The organism is Pseudomonas sp. LBUM1663 (genome assembly GCF_059695905.1).
The window spans coordinates 3,001,257-3,016,062 of the sequence record NZ_CP166792.1; the positions used below are offsets into that span (position 1 = coordinate 3,001,257).

Below are 14,806 nucleotides of genomic sequence, written 5' to 3' on the forward strand. Positions count from 1 at the left end.
ATCACGTCGACACGTCGGGAGCCTTCCATGTTGCCGACGAACGGAAGCCGCGCGGATACCGAGCGGCCATAATGACCTCGATTATCAACACTTCGATGTGAAAACTTTGTGAGTTGCCGCAAACGGCAAGGCGGAGAAGCGGTGTCGGAAACAGCAGAAGGCTGTTTCCGAATCAAACGTGGAGATCAGGCGTGAGGCGCGCGCGAAGTGACAGGCAAGGGTTGAGCCGAAGAGCTTTGTGTGAGTAAGCGCAGCTGCGCGAGCTCCTGCTTCAACAGGTCGCGCTCTTCTTTCAACTGGCGCAATTCATCACGACGAATCGTGACGTAAAGGGTTTGTGCTGGCCGTGCTGCTTGTACTGTGCCCATTGCTCACCTCGCAAATGGCTTACATCAACTGTAAAACCGCCCCGACATCGGGTGCTGAATTACTATCGGCGCCAATTTTGATTTCTTTTGCCCCTGAAGGGAACTTTTTTATTTTTCATGGTCGTTGTGTCTTGAGTTCGATTTCCGACGTTATCAGTCAGGATCGGGCACAATGCCCGGAAACTTCACGCCAACGCTCTGGACTAACCCACATTAGTCGCGTTGGGCTATAACCTTTGACACACATTATTTGTAGTAGGGAGCATCAGCACATGCAACTCGGGATTATTGGACTGGGCCGCATGGGCGGAAATATTGCGCGTCGCCTGATGCTCAACGGGCATACCACCGTTGTTTACGACCGCAATACCGCCTTCGTCGACACCCTGGCCGCAGAAGGCGCCAAGGGCGTCATCGACTTGCCGGCGCTGGTCGCAGGCCTGGCCAAGCCACGTGCGGTGTGGGTCATGCTGCCGGCCGGCGCGCCGACCGAAGACACCATCGACTCCCTGAGCACCTTGCTCGAAGCCGGTGACACCATCATCGACGGCGGCAACACCTTCTATAAGGACGACATCCGCCGGGCGAAAAACCTGTCGGAAAAAGGCCTTCACTACATCGACGTCGGTACATCCGGCGGCGTCTGGGGCCTGGAGCGCGGGTACTGCATGATGATCGGCGGCGAAGCCGAGGTGGTGAAGCGCCTTGATCCACTGTTCGACAGCCTGGCCCCTGGCATGGGCGACATCCCGCGCACCAAGGACCGCAAGTCGGAAGACGATCGCGCCGAGCGCGGTTACATCCACGCCGGTCCTGCGGGCTCTGGCCATTTCGTGAAGATGATCCACAACGGCATCGAGTACGGAATGATGCAGGCCTTCGCCGAAGGCTTCGACATCCTCAAGACCAAGGCCAGCATCAACCTGCCGGAAGATCAGCGTTTTGACCTGAACGTGGCCGACATCGCCGAAGTCTGGCGACGTGGCAGCGTCGTGTCGTCGTGGTTGCTCGACCTGACCGCCGACGCACTGGCCAGCGATCCGAAACTCGACGGGTACGAAGGTGCAGTGGCTGACAGCGGTGAAGGCCGCTGGACCATCGAAGCCGCCATGGAGCAATCGGTGCCTGTACCGGTGCTGTCGAACTCGCTGTTCTCGCGCTACCGTTCGCGCGGCCAAGGCACCTTTGGCGACAAAATTCTCTCGGCCCAACGCTTCGGCTTCGGCGGCCATGTGGAGACTTCGAAAAAATGACTCGTCTGATCCGCAATAAATCCAAGGCAGAACCCGCACCACCGACCACGCTGTTTTTGTTCGGTGCCCATGGTGACCTGGTCAAGCGCTTGCTGATGCCGGCGCTGTACAACCTGAGTCGCGACGGTCTGCTAGGCGATGGACTGCGGATCATCGGCGTTGACCACAACGCCATCAGTGACGAAGCCTTTGCGCAGAAGCTCGAAGATTTCATTCGGACCGAAGCGGCCACCAAAGTCGGCAAGGGCGATGAAGCCCTTGACCCGACGCTGTGGGCCAAACTGGCCAAAGGCATCAGCTACGTCCAGGGCGACTTCCTGGACGACAGCACTTATCAAGCGCTGGCGGCGAAAATCGCCGGCAGCGGCACGGGCAACGCGGTGTTCTACCTAGCCACCGCGCCACGTTTCTTCAGTGAAGTGGTGCGCCGCCTCGGCACCGCCGGCTTGCTGCAAGAGACGCCCGAAGCCTTCAGGCGGGTGGTGATCGAAAAGCCGTTCGGCTCCGATTTGCACACCGCTGAAGCGTTGAACGCCTGTTTGCTCAAGGTCATGTCCGAAAACCAGATCTACCGGATTGATCACTATCTGGGCAAGGAAACCGTGCAGAACATTCTGATCAGCCGGTTCTCCAACAGCCTGTTCGAAGCGTTCTGGAACAACCATTACATCGACCACGTACAGATCACCGCCGCCGAAACCGTCGGTGTGGAAACCCGTGGCAGTTTTTATGAACACACCGGCGCCTTGCGGGACATGGTGCCCAATCACCTGTTTCAGTTGCTGGCGATGGTGGCGATGGAACCGCCGGCAGCCTTTGGCGCCGATGCGGTCCGTGGCGAGAAAGCTAAAGTGGTCGGCGCGATACGCCCGTGGACCACGGAAGAGGCGCGGGCCAACTCGGTGCGTGGCCAATACGCGTCCGGCGAACTCGATGGCAAACCCCTGGCCGGTTATCGCGAGGAAGCCAACGTCGCGCCCGACAGCAACACCGAAACCTACGTCGCGCTCAAAGTCATGATCGACAACTGGCGTTGGGTCGGCGTGCCGTTTTACCTGCGCACCGGCAAACGCATGAGCGTGCGTGACACTGAGATCGTCATCTGCTTCAAGCCTGCGCCCTATGCGCAGTTCCGCGATACCGAGGTCGATGAGCTGCAACCGACCTACCTGCGGATTCAGATTCAGCCCAACGAAGGCATGTGGTTCGACCTGTTGGCCAAGCGGCCCGGGCCGGCCCTGAAAATGGCCAACATCGAATTGGGTTTTGCCTACAAGGATTTCTTTGAAATGCAGCCGTCCACCGGCTACGAAACGCTGATCTACGATTGCCTGACCGGCGATCAGACGCTGTTCCAGCGCGCCGACAACATCGAGAACGGCTGGCGCGCCGTGCAGCCATTCCTCGATGCCTGGCAGCAGGACGCGAGCGTACAGCGCTATCCGGCGGGCGAGAACGGCCCGCAGGCGGCTGATGAACTGCTGGCCCGCGACGGTCGCGTCTGGCACAGCCTCGGATGAGTGACGTCACGCCACAACCCATCCGTTTTCTATTGAGCGACATGGACGGCACGTTGCTACTGCCCGATCACAGCCTCAGTCAGCGCACCATCGAGGCCGTCCGTTCGTTACGTGAGGCCGGCGTGCTGTTCAGCCTGGCCAACGGGCGTCCACCGAAAGCCATGCTGCAGCAGATCGAAGCCCTCGGTGTCGACCTGCCGACGGCGGCATTCAATGGCGGCACCATCGTCCATCCGGACGGCAGTTTGCTGGTCGCGCATTATTTGCCGGCCACCGCTGCGCTGACGGCGTTGGCGCTGTTTGCCGATCAGCCGGACGTTGAAGTCTGGGTGTTCAGTGGCGGGGATTGGTTGCTCAAGGACCCGAACGGACCGATGGTCCCGCGCGAGCAGCACGGCCTCGGCTATCCGCCGGTGGTGGTCGAGAGTTTCGAGCCGTATCTGACGCGCATCGACAAGATCGTTGCCACCAGTAACAACACGCAACTGTTGATTGAGCTGGAAGCGCAGCTGCTGCCGAAAGTTGAAGGCCAGGCACAAGTCTCTCGGTCGCAACCGGTGTATCTGGACGTGACGGCGATGCAGGCCAATAAAGGCGCAGCATTGGCGACACTGGCGGAGTTTCTCGGCGTACCGCTGGAGCAGACTGCCGCGATGGGCGATGGTGGCAATGACCCCGCGATGTTTCATCGCGCCGGCTTGTCGATTGCCATGGGGCAGGCGGAAGAAGCGGTGAAGCGCCAGGCCGACGTGGTGACAGGTGCCAATACCGAAGACGGCGCGGCCCAGGCGATCGAGCAATACATCCTCCCCCGGTAAGTGCACAAAACCAATGTGGGCGCGGGCTTGCTCGCGAAAGCGGTGTGTCATTCAGCACGGATGTCGACTGATATACCGCATTCGCGAGCAAGCCCGCTCCCACATTTTGCTCGGTGTCTACAGCCAGAAACTGACGGCGTACCAACCCAGCACACCCATCACCACCGTGTACGGCAACGCCATCCACACCATCCGCCCATACGACAGGCGAATCAGCGGCGCAATCGCCGACGTCAGCAAAAACAGAAACGCCGCCTGCCCATTAGGCGTCGCCACACTCGGCAGGTTGGTGCCGGTATTGATCGCAATGGCCAGCGTTTCGAAGTGCTCGCGGCTCATGTGACCGGAGATGAACGCCTGTTTCACTTCGGTGATGTAAATGGTCGCCACAAACACGTTATCGCTAATGGCCGACAGCAAACCGTTGGCAATGAACAACATGCCCGGCTGCTGATCGGCCGGCAGCGCCAGCACCCACTGGATCAGCGGCGTGAACAGCTGCTGATCGTGGATGACCGCGACCACAGCAAAGAACACCACCAGTAACGCGGTGAACGGCATGGCGTCCTTGAACGCGTTGCCGATGCGGTGCTCGTCGGTGATGCCGGTGAAGGCGGTGATCAACACGATCACCATCAAGCCGATCAGGCCGACTTCAGCCACGTGAAACGCCAGGCAACCAATCAGAATCAGCGCCGCCAACCCTTGAACGATCAAGGCAGCGCGTTGGCGTGAGGTGCGTTCAGCGTTGTCTTCGGCCGCATAGTTTGCCAGCACCACGCGCACGTTGTCCGGCAGCAGCGTGCCGTAACCGAACCAGCGCAGTTTCTCCAACAGCACGCAGGTCACCAGGCCTGCTGCCAGCACCGGCAGCGACACCGGGGCAACCTTCAGGAAAAACTCGGCGAAGTGCCAGCCCATTTCATGGCCGATCAACAGGTTCTGCGGTTCGCCGACCAGCGTGCAGACGCCACCCAATGCCGTGCCCACGGCACCGTGCATCAGCAGGCTGCGCAGGAACGCACGGAACTGATCGAGGTCGTTGTGGTGCAGTGTGGGCAGGTGCTGGTCGTCACTGAACTCACTGTCCTGACGCGGATCATTGCCCGAGGCGACGCGGTGATACACCGAATAAAACCCTACGGCGGCACTGATGATCACCGCCGTCACCGTCAGGGCATCGAGGAACGCCGACAGGAACGCCGAAAGAAAGCAGAACATCAAGGCCAGCAGGGCCTTGGAGCGAACCCCCAGCAGCAGGCGCGAGAACAGAAACAGCAGCAGGTCTTTCATGAAGTAGATGCCCGCCACCATGAACATCAGCAGCAGGATCACCGGAAAGTTGTGCACCAGTTCGTCATAGAGTGCCTGGGGTGTGGTCATTTTCAGCAGCAGCGCTTCAATCAGCAGCAAGCCGCCGGGCATCAGCGGATAACATTTGAGCGCCATGGCCAGGGTGAAGATGAACTCCAGCACCAGCAGCCAACCGGCCGCCACCGGACCGACCGTCCACAACACCAGGGCGTTGAGAATCAGGAAGCCGACAATGGTCGCCTTGTACCAGCGGGGGGAGTGGCCTAGAAAGTTGTGCGCGAAAGCCTGGGCCATTGAACCGGACATCGGCTACTCCTTGTATTAAGAAGCGCGCAACTTGCCGTAAGCCGAAGGGAAGATCAAGTGTGGGAAAAGTCGTTGGTTTAACCGAGATAGCGCACCACAACCGCCCGGTAGGTGCCGTCCAGCGAATAACCGCCTACGACGATGCCTCCATCCGGCTGAACGGCCACTGACGTGGCGGTGTCCAGGCTGCGGCCCAGACGGGTACGAACCCAGCAAGTGCCCTCGGCAAAACCAGGATCGAGTTGTCCGCCGGGTAAATACCGGGCCAGCAGAAAGTCGGCTTCGACGCCGCCAATCGTGGCGCCAACCGCCAGCACGCGACCGTCCGGTTGGAGTCGGGCTGCGTTCCACTGGCAGCCGCTGCGCCCGATCTTCAGCAGGTGTGGCTGGCCGCCGTTGCAATGAGTGTTCGGGCGACCGTTGCAGTGCAGTGTCAGCGCCAGGCAATGCATCGGGTCGCGACTGCTGCCAAAACAATGCAAATCGCCATTGTCCTGCTGGACGATCTGGCTGACCTGAGCGCTGTGCCCTTGGACACTGAAAGTCATGAAACCATCCACGGCGAAGTGATCATCCAGGCTGCCGTCGGGGAGGTAGCGCGCCAGCAAGCCTTCTTCAGGGAAATTGATCGATCCGCCCACCATGATCCGACCGTCCCGCTGCACCATCAGGCTGCTGAGCCAGGAGTTCATCAGCAAATGCCTGACCATGACAAAGCCGCGGCCGTTGAAGGAGGTATCGAGCTCGCCAGTGTCGGTGAGGCGAATCAGCACGCCCACATGATCGGCCAGTTCGAAAGGGTGATTGGCCAGCAGCAAGATTCGGCCGTCAGCCTGTACCTGGACGTCGCAGGCTTCGGCCCCCGGCACGCCGGGAGGAAGCCAGGCGTCGCGCACGCCATGCGACAGATTCCCCGGCAGGCGTATGACGCAGCAGCCATTGTCGCCAAAGTCCCTGACCGGGTGACCTTGCGCGTCGAACAGCGCCAAGGCCGGCAGCGTCCGGTGAGCGTCTTCATAGTGCAGGCCGGCGACCAGGATGTTCCCGTCGTCCAATAAGAGGACTTTACCCGCCATGGCCTCATGGCCGCGCTCAAATTGCCCGATGACGCTGCCATGAGCGCCGAATGCCAGGTCTGCCGAACCGTCTTCAAGCAAGCGAGCCAGGCCAAAGCAATGGCCGCTTCGAGTGCCGACTTTGGCTGCCACCAGAACGCGACCGCTCGAATCGATCGCCACGCCGTTGGCGATGCTCGACGTACTGCCGGCGAAATACACCTGGGTTTTGCCATTGGAGGCGAAGCTTTTATCGAGGTGCCCCGTCGTGTACTGAACGGCAGGCCGGGCAAAAGCAGTCTGGTTGGGCATGCGCGCGTCTCCTTGCGAGCTGACCGGAACCCGGGGACCGGGAGGGCAACTGCGTGTGCAAAACATTCAAACCCTGAACGCTCGATTGCACAACTGTCACAACTAACAGGTGGAGGGTCGCTTTGTGCCAGAACAGTGTCTTTTCGAACCACTGAAAAGCCTGCCAAGTAATTCGTGACGGGCAAGTTGGAAGGTGGGCGCAGTGACTACCGAAGGAGTCCGCTAAAAGACAGGCGGATGACACTTAAGTCATCCGCCAGCGTTCTTAGTGCGGCATCGACCACGATTGCAGCGTGTAACCTTCCTCGCTCAATTCGGCGCGAGCTTGCTCCAACAGAAGTTCAAGTTGCGCCGGGTCTTTGTAGGCACTGCACGGAATCTGTGCACGGCGGATATGAGTATTGGTGCGGTCGATGATGGTCAGGCTGAGTTCGCCATTGCCGTCTTGTGGGGCCCAGGCCACGCATTGAAAAGGTTGGAATGCGCGGTCGGCAATCAAAAGAGCTTCGTTGATACGGAGCGGGGCGGTCATGGGATCTTTCTCTCTATATGCCCAATCAAGTGACAGGCCGTCGGTTGGGCTTACCGTTCGGCTGGTTACTTGTACTGATGCCCTCAACCGGGGGTCAGGTCACACACAATCAAAAGAAATTTCAACTTTCTTTCATATACTCAATGCAGGGTCGATTGCTGAAAGCTGGATGAAAGGTTGAACTCGTTAGGTAACTAACAAACTCGTTCTTATAACTAATAATGCAACGTCCCTATAGTCAAACGGTACAAGGGTGCGTCAAATTCTTGCTAATGTTACAGCCAGATCCGCCAAACGACTGTTTTTAATAATATTTCCTAAAGTTTGGCGTCAAGGAACAGTCATGATCGAAACGCCTGCGTTACGACGTCTGTTAGTAGTGGATCCCTGTGACGACTGCCATCGTCTGTTGCCGGGTCTTCGCTCTGTGGGCTGGGACGTTGACAGCTGTTCCCTGGAAAACGCCGGCGACCGGACGTGCGACGTTGGCCTCCTGCGATTACAACCTTTTCATCTGGAACGCCCGGAAGCCGTCAAAGAACTGATCAGCCGCAGCGGTACCGAATGGATTGCCGTGCTCAACCAAGAAGTCCTGCGCCTGCAAAATGTCGGGGATTTTGTGTGCGAATGGTTTTTTGACTTCCATACCTTGCCGTTTGACGTCTCCCGGGTGCAAGTCACGCTGGGCCGGGCGTTCGGCATGGCGCGCCTGCGTGGGCAGGGCACGATTCATATCGATCAGCCTGAGCACGAGCTGCTTGGCGACAGCAAGCCGATACGCGAGTTGCGCAAATTACTGAGCAAGCTGGCGCCCACGGAGTCTCCGGTATTGATTCGTGGTGAAAGCGGTACCGGTAAAGAACTGGTCGCCCGCACGCTCCATCGACAATCCCAGCGTCACGGCAAACCGTTCGTGGCGATCAATTGCGGGGCAATTCCAGAACACTTGATCCAGTCCGAACTGTTCGGCCACGAGAAAGGCGCCTTTACCGGCGCCCACCAACGCAAGGTCGGTCGAATCGAAGCGGCGAATGGCGGCACACTGTTTCTCGATGAGATCGGTGACCTGCCACTGGAGTTGCAAGCCAATCTGCTGCGTTTCCTGCAGGAAAAACACATCGAGCATGTCGGCGGCAGCCAGCCGATTCCGGTGGACGTGCGGGTGTTGGCGGCGACTCACGTCGATCTTGAATCGGCGGTCGAGAAAAAAAGCTTTCGTGAGGATTTGTACTACCGCCTTAACGTATTGCAAGTCGTCACCGCGCCACTGCGTGAGCGCCATGGTGACTTATCGATGCTGGCCAACCACTTTTCCCATTTCTACAGCCATGAAACCGGCCGCCGCCCCCGCAGCTTCAGCGACGACGCCTTGATTGCCATGGGCAAGCATGACTGGCCGGGCAATGTTCGCGAGCTGGCCAACCGGGTACGTCGCGGGCTGGTACTGGCTGAAGGCCGGCAGATCGAAGCGCGAGACCTTGGGCTGATCAGCCAGCACGTCATTCCTGCGCCGATGGGCACGCTGGAAGACTACAAGACCCGCGCTGAACGCCAAGCCTTGTGCGATGTACTCAACCGCCACAGCGATAATTTGAGCATTGCCGCCAAAGTGCTGGGGATATCCAGGCCGACCTTCTACCGTTTGTTGCACAAACATCAGATCCGTTAGAGGCAGATTTAATGCTCCACACACAAAAGCCCCGCTGGGATTGAAGTCGCAGCGGGGCTTTGTTGTTGTGGATCAGAAGTAGTACGGGAATTTCAGGCTGAAGGAGAAGTCTGGCGAGTCGTCGGTCAGGCCGATGGCCAGGTTGGGGACGATCGTCAGGTTATCGGAGGCGGCCAGGGTCATGCCGATGTTGAAGTTGGCCGAGTTGTAATCACTGTTGGAAATCGACTGCCAATCACCACCGTCCGGCCTGATCTTGCTCTTGCGGGCGAACTGATCGGTGAACGAGAACGACATACTCATCTTCTCGTTCAAGGCGAAGGCAATACCGGCGCCGACCTGCCATGAATCGCCCAGCTTCACGTCCCCTTTCACCTTGGAGCCGACCTGAGGGCTGATGTCGCTGAAAGAGTCCTGCACGTTGTAGGTGTAGGACAGGCTGCCGAACAGCACGGCAGGGTCGAAGGTCTTGACCAGCGAGAGACCCGGGGTGATCGACCAGACACCATTACCGGTAGGCAAGTCCTCTGGTACCGCGAGGTTGTCGTTGTTCGGATCTTCGACCAGCTTGATGCCGTAGGGGTCCTTGCCGGTCGGTGCCTTGACGCGCAGAGTAGCGACCGCGTCGGGCAGGTTGGCCGACTCATCCAGAAACTTGTAGGCCACGCCAACGTTCACATCGCCGATGGTTGGGTCGCGAGTAACGGTTGCGTCAGACGTCACCGGGCCTGCGCCACCCGCGCCACCGGAGGAATACGTCGATTCGCGATAGACAACGGGGACGTTAATGTCGAACTGCCAGCGCTGCGCCACGTTGTAACGGGCGGTCAGGTCCAGGGTCCAGTTGTCGGCCTTGATGCGGTCGAGGTTGATGTTGCCGAGAAAAATCGAGTCCAGTGCAAGGAAGCCGTTGAGCGTTAAGGCGCGGGTATCGTAGTGCGTGTAGGTCAGGCCGGTTTCGACGCTGAACTTGCCGCCCCCGAAGAAGCCGCTGGCTTCGTCATACAGGTTGGAAACGCTTTGCGCAGGCTCCGAATCGTCCTTGAGCGATTGGCCGTATGAGCTTCCGGTGGTTCCCGGCGCACCGGCGGCTACCGCCTGGCCACCCCTGACGGGTTCGGCGGGGGATTTGGTCAGACGTTTGGGAGCCGGTGTCGCAGGTGCTTCTTCGACTTGACGAACGCGTTGCTCAAGTACCATCAACGCGTTCTGCTGTGCTTCGTAACGCTGTTTCAACTCCATGAGTTCTTGTTTTAGGATTTCGACCTGGGGATCCGGTGCCGCGTATAGCATTGTGGCCGGGGCCAGGCTACTCAAACAGACCAAAGCTCTGAACGTTAAAGATCGTTGCATGGGTTAGCCGTCCCTTCTGACTACATCTGATGAGACTGAGCGTAGATCAGAATCCGATAGTGCGAAGACCTTTGAGTTGGTCCAGATTGCCGCTCACTGATCCCGCTGTCGGCACGTTGTCACGCAACACAACATTGAAGGACGTGAGGTTGCGGACCTGATTGCTACTGCCGAGCAACGTCGTGTTCTGCATCAGCCCACCCTGGGCCAGGCGTTGTACGGTACTGCCCTGATTGTTGTTGGCCACGATGTTGAATTGCACACCCGTACCGGTCGAAGAAACGCTAAGCGAGCCCGCGCCATTGGCGCCGACCAACGTCGAGCCTGAGGCCAGTGCCTGTCCCTGCTGTTGCGTTGCTGGAGCCTGGTTGGCCTTTGTGACGTTGATATCAACGTTGTTGTAGGCCGTATTGTTGTCACCGGCAGCCCGCACGACTTGAGTTACGCCTTCGGTGGTATTGAGGCCGCTGCCGCCAGTGACGGTACCGGTACCGGTGCCCGTGCTCGCACCTTGCGAGCGCGTTGAGCCATTACCTTTTTCATCGATCATCGATACATAGAACTGCGGCTTGATAGTCGATTGTTGAATTTGCATCGAGGAAGTTGCCCCGATCACTTCACCATTGGCATTTTGCCAAGTGCTGGTCATGGCAATGCCGAAACTGATGATCCGTCCCGGCATGACATAGCGGCCACGCAGGGTTGCCAACTCCTGATCCTTCAGTTCAATGGGTTTGAACGTCTGCGCTTGTGTCGGCAGGCTGGCGGCCAGGCAGACCACGGCCAGCCAGATTGGAGTCTTCATGGGATGCTCCCGGAGCGTCGTGCTCCCTTGTTATTAGAAGAAGTCGCTTTGGATGAATCCAAAATCCATCAACTCTGCGTCTTGCACCGGGCTGAAGGCGTTGACGCGGTTCCTGGCGGTCAACGGCATGGGCGGGTCGAGTAACGCATTGGTTTTGTCGTAGCCCTGGCCAATGATGGCAAAGACGATGCCGTTCCAGCCTTTGATAAAGTCGTCGACTTTGTAGCGTTTATGACCGAGTACCGGATCTCCGATATAGACCCAGCCCTTATGGACCCTTTGCATGACCACAAAGTGTTTGTAGCCACGGATATCCATGAGGACCACTACCGGGATTCTGATTTCACTCAACGTTTCCGGTGCTACTCGATAGCCACGGGCTCGCATGCCGATGCTCTCCACGTAACGCTTCATGTCGAGCATGGAGAAGCCCTGGACACGGACAAGATCTTGATCGGAGTGTGCCAGCATGCCTTCGATGATCTGTTCTTCATTCACGTCCAGCCAATAGGCCTGGCGCAAGATGGTTGCCAGCGCAGCAGCGCCGCAACTGAAGTCGGTTTTCTGTTGTACCAGATCGGCAAATTTTCTCTCGCGAACGCTCTGGATCGGCTTGTACACCAAGGCGCCGCCCGGCAGGATGGACAGCGGCATCTGTGCTGCCTCGATCACAGTGGCCACGCAAAGCAGAAATGCCAAGGCGAGAATACGCATGATTGGACGCCCTCTGGTGGTGTTGAAAAAGGCCCCCGTAAGGGGGCCTCCAGAGACAGCATTAGAACGAGTTGTTGGAAATGGCCAGCGAGTTGCTTTGTTGGTTGCCCACACCAGCAGACACGTTGACGCCCAGGTTGCCACTGCCGCCATTCACCGAACCGGTCAGGGTTGCAGTGTTGGTCACAGGGTTGGCCCAGCCAGTTGGAGTCAGCACTTGATAGGAGTAGGTGTTGCTCAAATCATAAGAGCTGCTTTCACTGAAGCTTTTCGCTTTGTCATACGCAGACTCGGACGATTGACTGCCCGATTTTTCGTACGAGGAGTCAGACGACTTCGTATACGACTTGTCGTACGATTTTTCGAACGACGAATCGCGAGATCTGTCGTACGAGGAATCGCGCGATTTGTCGTACGAGGATTCGTGCGATCTGTCGTACGATTTGTCTATCGATGCATCAAGCGTCGCGTCGAGCGATGCGTTAAACGATGCGTCGGAAGAACTGCTGCGAGTGCGGTCGCCCCAGCCATTATTGACGGTAGAGGAGTTGGAAGCCGCCGCAGTAGCGTCCAACGTAGCGTTCAACGAAGCACTCAAAGAAGCGCTCGAAGAACCGCTTGCACTGCTGCTGTTGGAACCGCTGGCATTGCTGCTGTTGGAACCGCTCGCATTACTGCTGTGAGAACCGCTTATATCAACGCTTTTTGAACCGCTGGCGTCATAGCTTTTGGAACCGGCCTTGTTCCAGCTGGAAGAAGCGCTTTGACTGCCGCTCGCTTCGAACGACTTATCTTTGGAGAAACTGCCGCTCGCCGTATTGGTAACGGTGATGGTATCCACGCGATAAGTCCGATCGGCGCTGTTATTCACAGTAAGGCCAGGACCTTGTTGATCGGCAGAGGCGGTGGCTGTTGCATTACCGAGTGGAGCATTGGTATTGGCAATGGCCATGGTGTTTTTCTGTTGGTTCAGGTCGCCGCCGGCAACGTTGATCCCCATATTGCCACTGCCGTTATTGCCCGATCCGCTCATCGCGCCAGTGTTTGTGACACCGTAGTTGTCGACCCGGTTATTGTTGCTGTATTGCCGAACGCTAGCGGTAGCAGAGGCAGTGCCGAACACGAAGCTGTTATCGGTGGCTGCAGCTGCAGCGTTTGCGATAGCGGCCGCGTTGTCTTGTTGGTTGCCGCTGCCTGCTGCCACGTTGACACCGACGTTGCCGCTGGTGCCTGTGGCAGAGCTGCTCATACTTGCATCGTTAACAGTCCCTTCGTTACGGATACGGTTGCCAGTGCTGCTCTGGTTATCCCAGGCATTGGCAGTCGCGTAAACAGGGATCTTTGTTGGAGGAGGGGTGTGTTGACCGTTGTTATTATGGCCGCCATTGTGGTGGCCATTGTGGTGGTCGTCACGCTGCCCAGCTTGTACAGCAACAGCCATGACCGCAGCAATTGCGAAAACCAGAGGCTTGATTGCCATCGAAGGTTTCATGGTGATTCTCCGTACTTATTTTAGGTTAAGTGTTGTTTCTTACCTTTTCGGGTCAATCCGCGACCCTTACGCTTAGGGTGTTTGCCATTCGGTTTCCCACCCCGGCGCTCTGATTCAACTGGATCACCCCACGGCTACCGGTGAATGCCTGGTCACTGGTAGTGACCTGGCGATAGCCTGGTGCAGAGTCAGTTGGATCGGAGTTGTTGAGCAGCGCCACGTTCTGTTGCATGAGGACGCTGTCGTCGATACTTTGCGGCTGAGCACTGATGCTGATACGCAGTGCGTTGGCTTGCTGGTTACTGGCGCCCGCACTCTGGTTGACACCCAGTACGCCGTTGCCGTGACTGAAGGAGTCGCCCTGTATGTTGGACTGGGCATCAATTCTGGGGTCGACTTGGGTGCGCAAACGCTGGCGAATCTGAGTGGTCGCACTGGCGTTGGTACCAATGGCGATGGCCCGGGCGTTGGCCTGTTGCTGAAAATCGCCCGCCGCCTGGTTGACCGTGAGGTTACCTTGGTACTGCATGCCTGAACCGTCGATGTCGGCGTTATTGATGACGGGAGGTTGGGCAAAGGTCGATGCACTGCAAAACATGGCGATCATTAGCAGCGAACGATTCATCTTAACGGTCTCCCGTTATGATTTTCAGAGCACCCAGGCCCTGCTGGACGTTTGAATTGACCATGTTGGCAATCCCGTTGCCCGAATTTCCCGAACGTCCGGCAGGGAGGTTGGAAAGTTGGCTCTGGTTGCTGATGTTGCCGCCCAGGTTGTTGGTGTTTTGAGTGACCAGGCGGTTGATGCCTGCACCACTGGCGACGTTGGCAAAGTCGCCGTCGCTCAACTCGTTCGTTTGCTGGAGGATTTGTCTCGACGGGTTGGCATTGACGGTCGTGGGGTTAGGGTCGGGGATTACCGGCGGAATGGTTGCGTTGCGGGTCTGGACATCACGTTTGATAGTTATGATGCCGTTGTCAGCCTGTACGGGTAGGCAAACTGTTAAGCCCAGTGCGCATCCGAACAACAGGAGGCTAAAGATGCTTCTATCAAATTTCCCCACGGCGGCAATTCCTTCTGTAATTGGAACGCTGGCCCTTATCAGCGTTGCGAGGTAGAGAGCAGAAGGTGTGCCGCTTTCTGTTTTTCCTTAAAAAACAGTTGGTTGAATTAAATTGTCGGGGTGGTCAAAAAAATTGTGTAACGCCACTGAGACAGAGCTGCGCAAAAACGCAGTCCATGCGGGCGGCGGTGCACGCTGGGGGCATTGAAGGCAGGTTGTATCAGTGGCTTA

Annotated in this window: 14 protein-coding genes; 4 read left to right on the plus strand and 10 right to left on the minus strand. The window is 57.9% G+C overall.

The window, feature by feature from the left end; all coding sequences use genetic code 11:
- Positions 1–185: 185 nt before the first annotated feature.
- On the minus strand, positions 186–368 hold the full coding sequence (locus ACA075_RS13815; protein WP_094467358.1) for a DUF6026 family protein: 183 nt from the start codon (positions 366–368) through the stop codon (positions 186–188).
- Between the two features lie 272 nt (positions 369–640).
- Here ACA075_RS13815 and gnd point away from each other — a divergent pair, with 272 nt between their 5' ends.
- From gnd to ACA075_RS13830, 3 genes are read left to right on the plus strand one after another with little or no spacing between them, the layout of a single operon-like run.
- Positions 641–1,621 (plus strand): phosphogluconate dehydrogenase (NAD(+)-dependent, decarboxylating), encoded by a 981-nt coding sequence (gnd, locus tag ACA075_RS13820; protein WP_497298959.1) that lies wholly within the window; start codon positions 641–643, stop codon positions 1,619–1,621.
- Positions 1,618–3,141 (plus strand): glucose-6-phosphate dehydrogenase, encoded by a 1,524-nt coding sequence (zwf, locus tag ACA075_RS13825; RefSeq protein WP_497298960.1) that lies wholly within the window; start codon positions 1,618–1,620, stop codon positions 3,139–3,141. The genes gnd and zwf overlap by 4 nt, the downstream gene beginning before the upstream one ends.
- A complete protein-coding gene (locus tag ACA075_RS13830) occupies positions 3,138–3,959 on the plus strand; it encodes an HAD family hydrolase (protein WP_497298961.1) in 822 nt (273 codons plus the stop codon). The genes zwf and ACA075_RS13830 overlap by 4 nt, the downstream gene beginning before the upstream one ends.
- Before the next feature lie 117 nt (positions 3,960–4,076).
- Here ACA075_RS13830 and nhaB read toward each other — a convergent pair whose 3' ends face one another.
- From nhaB to ACA075_RS13845, 3 genes are all read right to left on the minus strand, one after another.
- Positions 4,077–5,579 (minus strand): sodium/proton antiporter NhaB, encoded by a 1,503-nt coding sequence (gene nhaB / locus ACA075_RS13835; protein ID WP_497298962.1) that lies wholly within the window; start codon positions 5,577–5,579, stop codon positions 4,077–4,079.
- Between the two features lie 77 nt (positions 5,580–5,656).
- The gene (locus tag ACA075_RS13840) at positions 5,657–6,946 is read right to left on the minus strand and encodes an NHL repeat-containing protein (protein ID WP_497298963.1); all 1,290 of its coding nucleotides are present in this window, start codon (positions 6,944–6,946) and stop codon (positions 5,657–5,659) included.
- A gap of 265 nt (positions 6,947–7,211) precedes the next feature.
- On the minus strand, positions 7,212–7,478 hold the full coding sequence (locus ACA075_RS13845; RefSeq protein WP_094467364.1) for a hypothetical protein: 267 nt from the start codon (positions 7,476–7,478) through the stop codon (positions 7,212–7,214).
- A gap of 343 nt (positions 7,479–7,821) precedes the next feature.
- Between ACA075_RS13845 and ACA075_RS13850 the strand changes: the two genes are divergently transcribed.
- Positions 7,822–9,147 (plus strand): sigma-54 dependent transcriptional regulator, encoded by a 1,326-nt coding sequence (locus ACA075_RS13850; protein WP_497298964.1) that lies wholly within the window; start codon positions 7,822–7,824, stop codon positions 9,145–9,147.
- A 72-nt stretch (positions 9,148–9,219) separates the two neighbouring features.
- Here the strand turns inward: ACA075_RS13850 and fapF are convergent, their stop codons facing one another.
- From fapF to fapA, 6 genes are all read right to left on the minus strand, one after another.
- A complete protein-coding gene (fapF, locus tag ACA075_RS13855; protein ID WP_497298965.1) occupies positions 9,220–10,500 on the minus strand; it encodes a fibril amyloid transporter FapF in 1,281 nt (426 codons plus the stop codon).
- A gap of 46 nt (positions 10,501–10,546) precedes the next feature.
- A complete protein-coding gene (gene fapE, locus ACA075_RS13860; protein ID WP_497298966.1) occupies positions 10,547–11,305 on the minus strand; it encodes a fibril amyloid subunit FapE in 759 nt (252 codons plus the stop codon).
- A 33-nt stretch (positions 11,306–11,338) separates the two neighbouring features.
- Positions 11,339–12,019, minus strand: a complete 681-nt coding sequence (gene fapD, locus ACA075_RS13865) for a fibril amyloid maturation endopeptidase FapD (protein WP_497298967.1) — start codon at positions 12,017–12,019, stop codon at positions 11,339–11,341.
- A 61-nt stretch (positions 12,020–12,080) separates the two neighbouring features.
- Complete coding sequence (fapC, locus tag ACA075_RS13870; RefSeq protein ID WP_497298968.1) at positions 12,081–13,511, minus strand: amyloid-like fimbrin subunit FapC; 1,431 nt, start codon at positions 13,509–13,511, stop codon at positions 12,081–12,083.
- A 52-nt stretch (positions 13,512–13,563) separates the two neighbouring features.
- On the minus strand, positions 13,564–14,136 hold the full coding sequence (fapB, locus tag ACA075_RS13875; protein WP_094467370.1) for a fibril amyloid subunit FapB: 573 nt from the start codon (positions 14,134–14,136) through the stop codon (positions 13,564–13,566).
- Between the two features lies 1 nt (position 14,137).
- A complete protein-coding gene (fapA, locus tag ACA075_RS13880) occupies positions 14,138–14,575 on the minus strand; it encodes a functional amyloid chaperone FapA (RefSeq protein WP_094467371.1) in 438 nt (145 codons plus the stop codon).
- Positions 14,576–14,806 lie beyond the last annotated feature (231 nt).

Excerpts from the sequence above, each read along its gene's own strand:
- ACA075_RS13815 (WP_094467358.1), bottom strand. The coding sequence starts at position 368 with ATGGGCACAGTACAAGCAGCACGGCCAGCACAAACCCTTTACGTCACG.
- gnd (WP_497298959.1), top strand. The coding sequence starts at position 641 with ATGCAACTCGGGATTATTGGACTGGGCCGCATGGGCGGAAATATTGCG.
- zwf (WP_497298960.1), top strand. The coding sequence starts at position 1,618 with ATGACTCGTCTGATCCGCAATAAATCCAAGGCAGAACCCGCACCACCG.
- ACA075_RS13830 (WP_497298961.1), top strand. The coding sequence starts at position 3,138 with ATGAGTGACGTCACGCCACAACCCATCCGTTTTCTATTGAGCGACATG.
- nhaB (WP_497298962.1), bottom strand. The coding sequence starts at position 5,579 with ATGTCCGGTTCAATGGCCCAGGCTTTCGCGCACAACTTTCTAGGCCAC.
- ACA075_RS13840 (WP_497298963.1), bottom strand. The coding sequence starts at position 6,946 with ATGCCCAACCAGACTGCTTTTGCCCGGCCTGCCGTTCAGTACACGACG.
- ACA075_RS13845 (WP_094467364.1), bottom strand. The coding sequence starts at position 7,478 with ATGACCGCCCCGCTCCGTATCAACGAAGCTCTTTTGATTGCCGACCGC.
- ACA075_RS13850 (WP_497298964.1), top strand. The coding sequence starts at position 7,822 with ATGATCGAAACGCCTGCGTTACGACGTCTGTTAGTAGTGGATCCCTGT.
- fapF (WP_497298965.1), bottom strand. The coding sequence starts at position 10,500 with ATGCAACGATCTTTAACGTTCAGAGCTTTGGTCTGTTTGAGTAGCCTG.
- fapE (WP_497298966.1), bottom strand. The coding sequence starts at position 11,305 with ATGAAGACTCCAATCTGGCTGGCCGTGGTCTGCCTGGCCGCCAGCCTG.
- fapD (WP_497298967.1), bottom strand. The coding sequence starts at position 12,019 with ATGCGTATTCTCGCCTTGGCATTTCTGCTTTGCGTGGCCACTGTGATC.
- fapC (WP_497298968.1), bottom strand. The coding sequence starts at position 13,511 with ATGAAACCTTCGATGGCAATCAAGCCTCTGGTTTTCGCAATTGCTGCG.
- fapB (WP_094467370.1), bottom strand. The coding sequence starts at position 14,136 with ATGAATCGTTCGCTGCTAATGATCGCCATGTTTTGCAGTGCATCGACC.